This is a genomic window from Promicromonospora sp. NPDC110617 (assembly GCF_055598465.1).
Genome location: NZ_JBVKBM010000001.1, coordinates 2,277,011 through 2,289,608, shown reverse-complemented (window position 1 = coordinate 2,289,608; position 12,598 = coordinate 2,277,011). Strand labels below are relative to the sequence as shown.

10 protein-coding genes are annotated in these 12,598 nt (G+C 74.4%); 4 read left to right on the top strand and 6 right to left on the bottom strand.

Annotation, left to right across the window (positions count from 1 at the left end):
* Positions 1-19 precede the first annotated feature (19 nt).
* A complete protein-coding gene (locus ACZ7LE_RS10050; protein WP_470403123.1) occupies positions 20-2,305 on the top strand; it encodes an FAD-dependent oxidoreductase in 2,286 nt (761 codons plus the stop codon).
* Positions 2,306-2,352: 47 nt separating this feature from the next.
* Entirely contained in the window at positions 2,353-3,207 is an 855-nt protein-coding gene (locus ACZ7LE_RS10045) for a LacI family DNA-binding transcriptional regulator (RefSeq protein ID WP_470403122.1), read from the top strand.
* 31 nt (positions 3,208-3,238) lie between these two features.
* Here ACZ7LE_RS10045 and ACZ7LE_RS10040 read toward each other — a convergent pair whose 3' ends face one another.
* Complete coding sequence (locus ACZ7LE_RS10040) at positions 3,239-4,030, bottom strand: DeoR/GlpR family DNA-binding transcription regulator (protein WP_470403121.1); 792 nt, start codon at positions 4,028-4,030, stop codon at positions 3,239-3,241.
* 89 nt (positions 4,031-4,119) lie between these two features.
* Here ACZ7LE_RS10040 and ACZ7LE_RS10035 point away from each other — a divergent pair, with 89 nt between their 5' ends.
* Complete coding sequence (locus tag ACZ7LE_RS10035; RefSeq protein ID WP_470403299.1) at positions 4,120-5,172, top strand: acetylxylan esterase family protein; 1,053 nt, start codon at positions 4,120-4,122, stop codon at positions 5,170-5,172.
* Here the strand turns inward: ACZ7LE_RS10035 and map are convergent.
* On the bottom strand, positions 5,156-5,932 hold the full coding sequence (gene map, locus ACZ7LE_RS10030) for a type I methionyl aminopeptidase (protein WP_470403120.1): 777 nt from the start codon (positions 5,930-5,932) through the stop codon (positions 5,156-5,158). The genes ACZ7LE_RS10035 and map overlap by 17 nt on opposite strands.
* A 67-nt stretch (positions 5,933-5,999) precedes the next feature.
* On the opposite strand from map, the gene ACZ7LE_RS10025 reads away from it, so the two are divergent.
* On the top strand, positions 6,000-6,272 hold the full coding sequence (locus ACZ7LE_RS10025) for a helix-turn-helix domain-containing protein (RefSeq protein WP_470403119.1): 273 nt from the start codon (positions 6,000-6,002) through the stop codon (positions 6,270-6,272).
* A gap of 199 nt (positions 6,273-6,471) precedes the next feature.
* Here the strand turns inward: ACZ7LE_RS10025 and ACZ7LE_RS10020 are convergent, their stop codons facing one another.
* From ACZ7LE_RS10020 to ACZ7LE_RS10005, 4 genes are all read right to left on the bottom strand, one after another.
* Positions 6,472-7,605, bottom strand: a complete 1,134-nt coding sequence (locus ACZ7LE_RS10020; RefSeq protein WP_470403118.1) for a hypothetical protein — start codon at positions 7,603-7,605, stop codon at positions 6,472-6,474.
* Between the two features lie 87 nt (positions 7,606-7,692).
* The gene (locus ACZ7LE_RS10015) at positions 7,693-8,328 is read right to left on the bottom strand and encodes a hypothetical protein (protein ID WP_470403117.1); all 636 of its coding nucleotides are present in this window, start codon (positions 8,326-8,328) and stop codon (positions 7,693-7,695) included.
* A gap of 52 nt (positions 8,329-8,380) precedes the next feature.
* Positions 8,381-10,324 carry an OmpL47-type beta-barrel domain-containing protein gene (locus ACZ7LE_RS10010; protein WP_470403116.1) on the bottom strand — a complete coding sequence of 648 codons (1,944 nt, stop codon included), beginning with the start codon at positions 10,322-10,324 and terminating at the stop codon, positions 8,381-8,383.
* Positions 10,321-12,594: a glycoside hydrolase family 127 protein gene (locus tag ACZ7LE_RS10005; protein ID WP_470403115.1), complete on the bottom strand. Its 2,274-nt coding sequence runs from the start codon at positions 12,592-12,594 to the stop codon at positions 10,321-10,323. Before ACZ7LE_RS10005 ends, ACZ7LE_RS10010 begins: the two co-directional genes overlap by 4 nt.
* Positions 12,595-12,598 lie beyond the last annotated feature (4 nt).

Below are 12,598 nucleotides of genomic sequence, written 5' to 3'. Positions count from 1 at the left end.
CTGAGGAAACAAGGAGAACATGCGCACCCAGACGGTAGAAGCCGACATCGTGGTCGTCGGAGGGGGCCTGGCCGGCGTCTGCGCCGCCGTCGCGGCCGCCCGCATGGGCCGGCAGGTCGTGCTGATCAACAACCGGCCCGTGCTCGGCGGCAACTCGTCGTCCGAGGTGCGGGTGTGGGTGTGCGGGGCGACCGCCCACGGCAACCAGCGGTGGGCCCGGGAGACCGGGATCGTCGGCGAGATGTACGTGGAGAACCAGTACCGCAACCCCGAGGGGAACCCGGTCTACTGGGACGACGTGGTGCTGGACACGGTGCGGCGTGAGCAGAACATCCGGCTCTTCCTCAACACGGACGTCCGCGAGGTGCGCGCCTCGGGCCCGGACGACGCCCGACGCATCGAGTCGGTGACCGGCTGGACCATGGCGTCGGAGATCCTGACGACGTTCACCGCCCCGGTCTTCCTGGACTGCACCGGCGACGGGCTCGTGGGGCACCTCGCGGGCGCCCGGTACCGGCTGGGCAAGGAGAGCCACGCCGAGTTCGGCGAGGAATGGGCCCCGCCGGAGGCCGTGCGGGAGTTCCTGGGCTCCACGCTCCTGTTCTACACGAAGGACCTCGGGCACCCGGTGAAGTACGTGGCGCCCGAGAGCGCCATCGACATCACGAACACCCCCATCCCCGAGCACCGCATCATCCGCAGCGGCGACTCCGGCGCGCACTACTGGTGGATCGAGTGGGGCGGCGAGCTCGACACGGTCGACGACAACGAGCGGATCCGCGACGAGCTGCGCGGCGTCATCCTCGGCATCTGGGACCACATCAAGAACTCGGGAAAGTTCGACGCCGACAACCTCACCCTGGAGTGGATCGGCAACGTGCCCGGCAAGCGCGAGTACCGCCGGTTCGTGGGCGACTACACGCTGCACCAGGGCGACATCGTGGACCAGACGCGGTTCGACGACGGCGTCGCGTTCGGCGGCTGGTCCATCGACCTCCACCCCGCGCAGGGCATGTACGCGCAGGGCGCGGGCGCGCTCCAGCGCTTCTCCGACGGCGTCTTCGAGATCCCCTACCGGTCCCTGTACTCGGTCAACGTGGAGAACATGCTCTTCGCGGGCCGGGACGTCTCGGCCACGCACATCGCGTTCGGCGCCGCCCGCGTCATGGCCACGTGCGGCGCGATGGGCCAGGCGGCGGGCACCGCGGCGGCCCTGTGCGTCGAGCACGGCACCACGCCGCGCGGCGTGTACACCGATCACCTCGACGAGCTGCGGCAGACGCTGCTCGCCTGGGACGCGCCCGTCGTCGGCGTGGCGAACACCGACCCGCGCGACCTGGCACGGCGCGCCCGCGTCACGGCGTCGAGCACCACGACGAGCATCGCCGCCCCCGTCTCCGGCTCGACCGGCGACCCCTACGACGACTTCGACGTGCACGACCTCGACGTCGACCTCGGTATCGCACTCCCCGTCGACCCGCGCCTGGACAGCGTGGACCTGCTGGTCTCCGCCCGGCGCGACACGACCCTGGCCGTCGAGGTGTGGTCCACGGGCAAGCCGCAGAACGTGGTGCCCGCCCGCCTGGAGGGCAAGACCGACGTGGCCGTGCCCGCGGGCGACCACCGCTGGGTCACGGCACACGTGCCGTTCGCCCCGGACACCCCGCAGAACGCCGTCGTCGTGCTCCGGGCCAACCCCGACCTCGCCGTGCACACCACCGCGCCGCTGCCGCCCGGGGTGCTCACCCTGGTGCACCGCGTCGACAGCGACGACCAGAACGTGCAGGTCAGCACCGACGAGCTGCTCGTGCAGTGGCCCACCAAGCCGCTGCGCGGCCGCTCGGTCGTGTTCCGGAGCGCGCCGGAGACGCGCGCCCTGGCACCCGAGCGGGCGACGTCCGGCCACCACCGCAACCACGGCGGGCCGAACATGTGGGCCTCCGCGCCCCTGTCCCCGGGGCGCGAGGAGTGGCTGCGCCTCGACTGGGACGAGCCCGTCACCGCGCGCGAGGCCCGGATCGTGTTCGACGACGACCTCGACGTCGAGCTCAACACGCTGCACCACCACCGCACCCCGGACGAGGTGCTGCCGACCCTGGTGAAGGACTACCGCGTCGACGTGCGGCCCGACGGGCCCGGCCAGGACTGGGTGACCGTCGCCGCCGTCACCGACAACCGGCAGCGGCTGCGCGTGCACCCCCTGCCGGACGACCTCGGGCCCCTGCGGTCCGCGCGCCTCGTCGTGGGCGCCACCAACGGCGCCGCCCAGGCGCGCGTCGTGGCGTTCCGGGTGCAGGAGCGATGATGGCCGCGACGCCGCGCCGGCGGGCCGGCACCACTACGCTGTCGGTCGTGCACAGGAAAGAGCGCACCGGCATCGTGGCGCTCGCCGTGCCCGACCTGGAGGAGCCGTACTTCGCCGAGCTGACGGCGCTGCTCGTGCGCCGCGCCGACCAGCGCGGCCTGTCGGTGCTCATCCAGCTCACCGCGGGCGACCACGAGCGCGAGGTGAACGTCGCCAACGGCACGGGCCTGCCGCCGACGGACGGGCTGATCCACATCCCGCGGGCGCTGTCGGTCGCCGACCTGACCCGGCGCGCCACGCCCGGGCCGCTCGTGCTGCTGGGCGAGCACATCCTGGTCAGCCCGTTCACGCACGTCACCATCGACAACCGCGCCGCGTCCTACGCCGCGACCGAGCATCTCGCGCAGGTCGGCTGCACCCGTGTGGCCTACGTCGGCACACGGGACGCGCGCCCGTCCGACGCCGCCGACCGGCGGTACACGGGCTACCGCGACGCCGTGGCCGCCCTCGGGCTGGCGGCGGACGCCGAACTGGTCGCTCAGGTGGACGCGTTCACCCCGGACGAGGGCCTGCGCGCGGTCGCGGACCTCGTGCGGCGCGGGATCGCGTTCGACGGGCTGGTGTGCGCCAACGACTCCGTGGCCTTCGGCGCGCTCGTGGCGCTGCAGGCGGCAGGACGCGCGGTGCCGGACGACGTCGCGGTGGTCGGCATCGACGACGTGCGCGGCGCGCGGTTCACGGCGCCCGCGCTCACCTCGGTCGCCCCGGACAAGGAGGCCCTGGTCGAGCGCGCGCTGAGCGAGCTCGAGCGCCAGATCGCCACCCCGCCCGGCGCGAACCTGCCCGTCGAGCACGTGGTGGTCGGGGCGCACGTCGTGCCCCGGGCCAGCACGGCCCGGTGAGCCCGGGCTCAGACCCGGCCCCGACGACGGCTCAGCCGACCGCGACCACCTGGAGGTCGCCGACCTGGCCCGCGAGGGTCGTGCGCGCCTCCGCGTCGAGGCCGTCGTCCACGACGAGCCGCTCGACGTCGCGCAGGTCGACCACGGTGGTCAGCCCGACGACGCCCCACTTGGAGTGGTCGGCCAGCACCACGGCCCGGCCGCCCGCCGCGAGCAGCGCGCGGTCGGTCTCGGCCTCCAGGAGGTTGGGCGTGGTCAGGCCGGCCTGGAGGTCGATGCCGTGGGCGCCGAGGAACGCGATGTCCAGGTGCAGGTGCTCCAGCGAGCGCACGGCGACCGGCCCCACCAGGGAGTCGGACGGCGTCCGCACGCCGCCGGTCAGCACCACGGACTGCGTGTACGGCTCGTCGGAGCGGTCCGGACGCCGGAAGACCTCGGCCACCGGGAGGGAGTTGGTCACCACGGTCAGCTCCGGGACCTCGCGCAGCTCCTGGGCCAGCACCCACGCCGTCGTCCCGCCGGACAGGCCGACCGCCATGCCGGGCTCGACCCACGCCGCGGCGTGCTGCGCGATGGCGCGCTTCTCCGCGACCTGGCGGTGCATGCGCGTCACGAAGGTGCGGTCCTGCCGGGTCGTGTCGGTCTGCCGAGCCGTGGCGCCGCCGCGCACCTTGTCGAGCCGGCCGTGGTCCGCGAGCACCTCGATGTCTCGGCGCACCGTCATGGCGCTCACCCCGAGCTCGTCGGCGAGCTCGGCGATGCTCGCGGCTCCGCGGCGCGCCACCTCGTCGACGATCCGCGCCCTGCGCTCAGCGACCAGCACACCTACCCCTTTCGACGACCGGCTCAGTGTGCCACGAGCCACGCGCCACGCCGTCGAACCGCGCCCTGCCCGAGGAGTTCCGTGTGACCATGACCGCCCCCGCCGGCCTGCCGAGCCCGTACGACCGGTGGTTCCCCGGCAGCCTGATCGACGGCACCTATGGGTACGACCGGGACGCGCTGCTCGGCGTCGAGCCGGCCGCTGAGCCGGACAGCTTCGCCGACCTGTGGCGGTCCTGGTACGCGGCGGCACGCGACGTCGCGTCCGACGTGGTGGCCGGGCCCCCCGTGCGTCAGGGTGCGCACGACGTCTCGGTCGTCACGTTCACGGCTGACGGCGGCCTGCGGCTGCGCGCCTGGGTGGCGTTGCCCGTCGGCCTCGAGCCGCGGGTGGGCGTGGTGCACAGCCACGGGTACGGCGGCCGGCAGGCGCCGAGCTTCGAGCGGGTGCCGAGCGACGCCGCCGTCATCTTCCCCGTCGCGCGGGGGCTCGGCGCGCTCAACGCGGGCGTCGGCGCCCCGGACACGAGCGCGCGGCACGTGCTGCACGGTTTCGGGTCGGTCGAGACGTACACGGTGGGCCGCAGCGCCGTGGACCTGTGGCACGCGGCGTCAGCCCTGCTGGACGTGCTGGCCAGGCGTGACGCCGCCCTGGGCGGCCTGCCGCTGTACTTCGTGGGCACGAGCTTCGGCGGCGGCATCGGCGCGCTCGCCGTGCCGTGGGACGACCGGTTCGTCGGTGCCACGCTGGAGGTGCCGACCTTCGGGCAGCACGACCTGCGCCTGCGCATGCCGTGCACCGGGAGCGGCGAGGCGGTGCGCCACCACGTGGCCGAGCACCCCGAGGCCCGCGCGGTGCTCGCGTTCCACGACGCGTCCGTCGCTGCCAGCCACCTGCGGGTGCCGACCCGTGTCGAGTGCGCCCTGTGGGACGTGCACGTGCCGCCGCCGGGACAGTTCGCCGTCGCGGCCGGGGTTGCACGGGCCGAGGCCGCGGGCACGGGGGCGAGCCTGGAGCTCGCGGTGCACTCCGCCGGGCACGCGGAGTACCCGGGCATGGCGCGCGAGCTGGCCACGGCGTTCGCGGCGACGCGGGCGCACATCGGGGCTTCTGTCGCTGCCGCCGCTACCTCGGGAGGGTGAGGATCTCGGCGCCGTCGTCCGTGACGGCGATGGTGTGCTCGCTGTGCGCGGTGCGGCAGCCGGTGGCGCTGCGCAGGGTCCAGCCGTCGGCGTCGACCACGAGCTCGTCGGTGTCGGTCATGACCCACGGCTCCAGCGCCAGCAGCAGCCCCGGGCGCAGCCGGTAGCCGCGGCCGGGCCGCCCCGTGTTCGTGATGTGCGGGTCCTGGTGCATGGTCGACCCGATGCCGTGCCCGCCGAACTCGGTGTTGATCGGGTACCCCGCCCCGCCGAGCACGGTGCCGATGGCGTGCGAGAGGTCGCCGATGCGCGCCCCGGGCCCGGCGGCGGCGATGCCCGCGGCGAGCGCACGCTCCGTCACCTCGATGAGCGCGCGGCTCTCGGCGTCGGCTGCCTGCGCCCCGCCCACGACGAAGCTGATCGCGGAGTCCGCGGCGATCCCGTCCAGGGACACGGCCAGGTCGAGCGTGAGCAGGTCGCCGTCGGCGAGCCGGTAGTCGTGCGGCATCCCGTGCAGCACGGCGTCGTTCACGGCCGTGCAGATGTAATGGCCGAACGGCCCGCGGCCGAAGGACGGCGCGTAGTCGACGTAGCAGGACTGCGCCCCGGCATCGGCGATGAGGTCCCGGGTCCAGCGGTCGATGTCCAGGAGGTTGGTGCCGGGCGTGGCGCGGTCGCGCAGCGTCCGCAAGAAGCCGCCGACGAGGGCGCCCGTCTCCCTGGCGCGGTCCAGCTCGGTGGGGTTGAGGATCTCGATCATGGGGTGCCCTTCGCACGCGTACCAATAACTATCCCGGCAATGTTATACCGGTATTAGAATCGGTGTCATGGTCAGGCTGCCGCTCACCCCCGCCGACGTCGAGCGCGGACAGCGCCTCGGCGCCCTCCTGCGCCGTGCCCGCGGGGACCGCTCGATGTTGGAGACCGCGCTCGACGCCCGCGTCTCCCCCGAAACCCTGCGCAAGATCGAGTCGGGCCGGGTCGCCACGCCCGCGTTCTCGACGATCGCGGCGATCGCCGATGTGCTGGGCCTCTCCCTCGACGAGGTGTGGGCCGAGATCAGCCGCCCCGAGGACGCCCGGAACCGCCTGGTCTCCTAGGCGCGCAACGGCCGCGCGCGACGCCCGCGCACGACGCCCGCGCACGTGATCGGTAAGAGGTCAGGTGGTCGGTAACTCGAGTTGCCGACCACCTGACCTTTTGCCGATCACCTGGGTGCACGGCGCGGGACGCAGGACGCACGACGCATGACCCGTGGCACCAGACATCGAGCAACCGGACCCCGCCCGGGCCGAGCGCTCAGCCCCGCGCGGCGAGCACCTCCGCCCGCCCCTCCGCGCGGGCACGCTCGATGAGCCGGTCCAGCCGCGTCCGGCGCGCGCGCAGCGCCCGGCGCACCGCCCAGCCCGCCAGCACCAGCACGAGCAGCACCAGGACGTGCAGCAGCGGCAGCGCCCACGCCGTGTCCGTCAGCGTGACGTCGGCGGGCACGTCGCCGCCGCCCGCCCCATCGCCCGCCCCACCGACCCCACCGACCCCGCCAGCCGCACCAGCCCCATCGGCCACGACCGCACCAACCACCGCCTCCACACCGAACGGTCCGAGCGGCCACACCCCGGGCACCTCGACGCTGACCTCGCGCCGCCCGCCGGGCAGCACCTCCAGGGCCTCCCCCTGCGGCGCGGAGGCGTCCGGCCCGCCCAACCCGCTGTCCGCGTCGACCCGCGCGGTGGTGTCCAGCGCGACCGTCCCGTCGTTGACGACGGCGTACCGCACCACGAGCGACCCGGGCTCCAACAGGCCAGCCCCCTGGGTGAACGACACCCCGAGCAGCTCGGCGTCCAGGGCGGCGACCACCTCCCCCGGGACCCGCAGGTTCACGCGGACGCCGACCCGCGACTCGACCTGCATCTCCCCGCCCGAGCGCACCGAGGCGGCGACGCCGGCCGGGTGGTCGCCGGGCAGGGCGTCGTCGGGCGCCACGACCTCGAACGGCACCACCTCGGTCTCGCCCGGGCCCACCACGACCTCGTCGGGCAGCGTGACCCACGCGCCGCCGTCGACCGGCGGGACCGACGAAGGCCGCATGTCGAAGCTGCCCCGGTCGGTCAGGTAGCCGTCGTTGGCCGACAGCGCGAACGTCACCTCCTGCGCCGAGTGGTTGCTCACGGCCACGTGCTCGGTCGCCCGCTCGCCGGGCGCGAGCTCCAGGTCGACGACGCGGCGCCCGTCCGGTCCCGCGGCGTCGGCGGGCACGACGGACCAGGTGACCCGGCCGTCGCCGTCCGCCGCGAACGCGGCCGCCGTCACGACAGCAGGCGGCACGACGGCAGGCGTCACGACGGCAGACCCAGTGGCAGCAGGCGCCGACCAGGCGGTGGGCGCGAGGGTGGCGAGGGCGAGGATCGTCGCGACCTTCGTGGGGATGCGCATGCACGGATCTTCCTGGGTTGGTCGGTACAGGCGACGTGTCAGACGCACAGATCACCCGGGTGACCTGTGCGTCTGACACGGCGGGGGTCAGCCCTCGAAGAGGGACAGGGTCAGCACCGAGCTGTAGTCGCCCGGCGCCACGTCCGCGGGGGTGCGCAGCGTGAGGTCCGCGTTCACGCCCCACGGCCCCGCCTCGGAGCCTGCGGCCCACGTGGACAGGAGCAGCTCCTGTCCCTCCAGGCCGACGGCGGCGCCGCCCGATCCGTCGGGGAGCACGCTGGACACGGGCTCGCCCGCGGCCACGTCCCCCGACGGCGACGGCGTCAGCAGGCGCGGCGCCCACCCGAGGTACTCGGGCCCGATCGGGTCCCGGCCCTCGGCCGTGAACTCGCTCGCCTGGCCGACGACGGCCCAGTACGAACCCTCGGGGACCTCCTCGGCGTCGCGGGTGTCAGCCACGGTGACCGTGGGCAGGGTGCCGACGAACTGGCGCGCCTCGGCGTCGGAACCGTCCTCGGCGAGGACGACGCCGTCGTTCGGCGCCACGGACATCGTCAGGGCGCCCGGGGTGTTGTCCTCGATGGACACGGACAGGTCGACGCCGGTCTCGTCGCCGTCGGCGGCCGTGGCCGTGGTGGCCGTGACCGCGAGCGCCCCGACCGTCGCGACGGCCAGGCCCGCGGCGGCCGCCGCGATCCGCTGGGTGGTGCGGTGGTTGTTCATGTCGTCTCTTCTCTTTCGTGCTGGTTCTCGGTCAGGTGCGTGTCAGGTGCAGTCACGAGCAGGACAGGGCGGGGACGGTGAGGTCGTGGCGCACGGTGACCTCCTCGCCGTCGACGGTGCCGGTGGCGGTCACCGAGGCGGCGCCCTCGGGGACCGACGCGGCGCGGGTGGCGAACGACTGGTACGCGGCGGCGCCCGGCTCGACCCCGGCGAGCCGGCGCGTCCCGTGCTCGGTGGTGAGCACCACGTCGACCGGGACGTCCGAGCCGTTGACGGCGCGGACGGCGACGTGCACCGTGCCCGCCACGCAGCGGGCGGAGGCCTCCGCCGTCACGGGCAGGTCCGCCCCGGCGGCCGGCAGGGTCAGCGACCGGCGTTCCTCGGTGTTGCCCGCGGTGTCGGTGGCGGCGAACTCGATGACCTGCTCGGTCTCCGTCAGCGCCCGGGTGAACGGCCCGGTGTAGGTGCCCCAGAACGTCCCGGGGCCCTCCCACTGGATGCGGTCGACGCCGGAGCCGGAGGCGTCGGTGGCCGCCAGCGTGATCTCGACGCTCGCGCCCAGGTTCTCGACGGACGCCGTGGTCACGGGCGCGGCCGAGTCGACGCGCAGCTCGCGCTCCGCCTCGCCGGTGTTGCCCGCCGCGTCGGTGGCCACCACACGGACGGTGTGCGTGCCGTCCTCCAGCGTGAACGGCCCCTCGTACGGGACGGGCGCGCCGCCGTCGAGCGCCACCTCGACCCGCGGGTCCGGATCGCGGTTGTCGCTCGCCCGCACGGTGACCGTGACGGGCTCCAGGTACCAGCCCGACGGCGCGGCGGCCGGCGTCGTGGTCACCGTGACGGACGGCGGCGCGGTGTCCTCGGCGTCGTCGGGCTCCAGCACGAACACCACGGCCTCGGCCGGGACGTCCGTGCCCTCGACCTCGCCCGCCACCAGGAACAGGCCGCCGGCCTCCGCGAAGTCCGCGGGGTCGACGTCGGCCCAGGTGACGGGGATGCGGCTGTCCCGCGTGCCGTCCGCGTACTCGGCGGTGACGGCGGGCGGCAGCACGGGCGCGGTGCCCGCGAGGGTGACCACGGCGACGTTGTCGACCCCGACGACGTCGCCGGGCGCGCCGTCGCGCACGTACACGGTGCCGGTCACGGGCTCCACGAGGTCGGGCGAGGTGCCCGTGACCTCGAACGAGCCGGGCTCGGCGACGTCGTCGGCCGTGACCTCGGCCCAGGTCACCGCGACCCGGACTACGCGCCCGTCCTCGTAGACGGCGTCGAGCCGGTCCGGCAGGTCCGGCAGCTCGCCCACCCGCGTGGGGATGTGCACCGGCGTGTGGTCGATCGGCCCGAACGGGTCCTCCGGCTCCGGCTCGACCACGCCGCCCGTGCCCCAGACCTTCCACTCGGAGACGCCGACGGCGGAGTAGGTGTTCTCGGCCCCGCCCCGCAGGGCCTGGAACGTGGCCCGCAGGCGGGTGGTCTCCACGGGCTCGAAGGTGGTCGCGTTGACGCCGAGCCGGTCGGTCGGGAACCCGCTGGGCGTGGGCAGGTCGGCGAACGCCCCGGCGTCGGCGTCCCAGTACTGGATGGTCCAGGACGCGGGGACACGCACGTTGTCGCCGTTGGCGTCCGCGCCGTCGGACCAGAACCGCAGGGCCGACCGGTCGACCCGGACCGGCGCCTCCCACGTGTACTCCAGCCACTGGCTGGCGGGTCGCGGGTCCTCGCCCCAGGTGGCCCAGGTGGCGTCGTGCGCGCCGCCGGTGCTGACGCCGGCGCCGTCGTTCACGGCGGCGACGCGGTTCCAGGACGCGGTGTAGCTGGCGGTGGGCACGGCCAGGGGTGCGACGTTGGCGGGTTCGGCGTCCGCGGCCGCGGCGGGCGCCAGGCCCGCGGAGGCCGGCACCAGGCCCGCCAGGGCCAGGACCAGCGCCCCGACGACGGCGGCGGCGGCGCGGAGGCCCCGGACCCGACGCCCGGGCAGCATGCGTGTGGTCGTCATGCCATGTCCGCCTTTCCCGCGGTGAGCAGGACGCGCTGCGCGTCCCGGCGGCTGAGCAGCCCGTCGGCGGTGAACCGCTCGGTGGTGCGCTGCACCTGGGCGAGGAAGTCCGCCCGGGTGGCGAACCCGCCGTCGGCCCAGACGGCATCGAGCAGGGTGGTGCCGTCGGGGCGGGCCGCGTTGGCCACCCCGCTGTCGAGGCCCGCGAACACGACGCGCGGCTCCGCCCGCCGCACGTACATGTGGTAGGTCGTGTGGTCGCCGGACCAGGCGGGTTCCAGCACGCGGTCGCCGAGCCGGAAGTAGCCGTCGCCGGTGGCCTCGAACGCGCTGTCGAGGGTGCCGTCCAGGCCCATGTGCCCGTACAGGGAGATGTCGAGGTAGCTGGTCGACGGGTCCCGCACGAGCAGCACCGTCGGGCCCCACTCGATGCTCTGCACCGCCGGGTCGTCGATCGTCGGCACGGCTCGGATGCTGAACGGCATGTCGACGTCGACCACGTCGCCGGACGCCCAGGTGCGGTCGACGCTCACGTACGTGCCGGGGACGGCGTCCACCTCCTGGGCCACCCCGTTGACCGTGACCGTGAACCCCTTGCGCACCCAACCCGGCACCCGCAGCCGCAGGTCGAGCTCGCCCGAGCCCTCGATCGTCAGCCGCGAGGACCCGGCCTTCGGGTACTGCGTCTCCTGGACCACGCGCAGCCCGCGCTCGGGCCAGTCCAGGGTCGAGGCGAGGTAGAGGTTGACGTGCAGCGCGGCGCCGTCGGCGGACCGCAGGTACACCGTGTCGGCGTACTTCACGTGGTTCTCCAGCCCGGTGCCGCCGCAGCACGTGCCGGTGTTGCCGTACTCGCGGCGGGTGCCGGGGTTGACGCCGTACATGTAGGTGACGTCGGGGCTGGTGTCGGACTGCGTGTTCCGCTTGGAGCCGACGATGTGGTTGAGCAGGCCGCGCTCGTAGAACTCCATGTACTTCGGGTCGAGCGTGTGCAGGTACAGCAGCCGCGACAGCTTGAGCATGTTGTACGTGCCGCACGTCTCGGCGTTGCGCGCCCCGATGTCGCCCGCGACGGTGCCGGGCGGGCCGAACAGCTCACCCTCCCCGTGCCCGCCGTGGGCGTAGGTGCGGCCGGGCACGACCATGCCCCAGAACCCGGTGACGGCGTCCAGGTACCGCTCCTCGCCGGTGTGCTCGTAGGCCTTGAGGTAGCCGGGGAACTGCGGGATGTGCTGGTTGGCGTGCTTGCCGTTCAGGGTGTCCCGCCCCTCGGCGCAGGCGTCGACCAGCGGGTTCAGGTCGAACTTCCGGGCCGTGGCGAGGTACTTCTCCTCCCCCGTGATCGACGCGAGGTCGCACAGCACCTCGTTCATGCCGCCGTACTCGCCCGCGATGTAGATGCCCCACATCCGTTCGAGCTGGTCGGCGGGCAGCGGGTCGAGGCGGCCGGAGACCCAGTCGGCCATCGGAGCCCAGATCTCCAGCGCCTGGTCGCTGTCGGCGAGCTGGTAGGCGTCCCGCAGGCCCGCCATGATCTTGTGGCAGGTGTAGTACGGCGCCCAGATCTCGCCGTACGGCGCGTACCCCTCCAGCCGGCTGAACTGCCACTCGCCGTACGCGGCGAGGAAGCCCGGGTGGCTGAACCGGTCCATGGCCGCGAGCGCCGCCTGCACCTCGCCCAGCCCGGCGACGACCTGGTCCACCTTGTCCTTGAACGTCTGCTCCCCGGTGGACGCCCACGCGAGCGCGAGCGCGGACAGGAAGTGGCCGCCGTAGTGGCCACGCAGCAGGTTGGCGGTCTGCACGTTGGCCCGGCCGGGGTAGTCGTCGGGGCCCCAGGGCTGCTCGTTGGCGTGGCCGAAGCCCTCCCAGCCGCCCGGCGGGTTGGCGCCCCGGGTGTCGAGGCCCGCGTTCCGGCGGAAGACCGCCAGCACCCGGTCGACGGGGTAGACGCGCAGCAGGTGCAGGAGCTGGTCCTGCGACCGGGTGGCCACGCTGGGCGCGAGGTTCACGTCGGCGAGCGGGAACGGGGTGGCGAGCCAGCGGTCGGACGCCGGGGTCCGGTCCAGCAGGCGCAGGTACCGGCGCGGCAGCCGGGCGGCGGCCGCGGCCAGGCCGGTCCCGGCGGGGCCGGCCCCCAGCGGGGCGGCCGAGGCCGCCCCGCCGGTGAGCCCGAGGGCGGCGACGCCCCCGGCGAGGCCGGCCGCTCCGAGGCGGAGCAGGGACCGGCGGGAGACCTCGGTGGTCGTGCTGCGGATGTCGCGGTGCATGGTG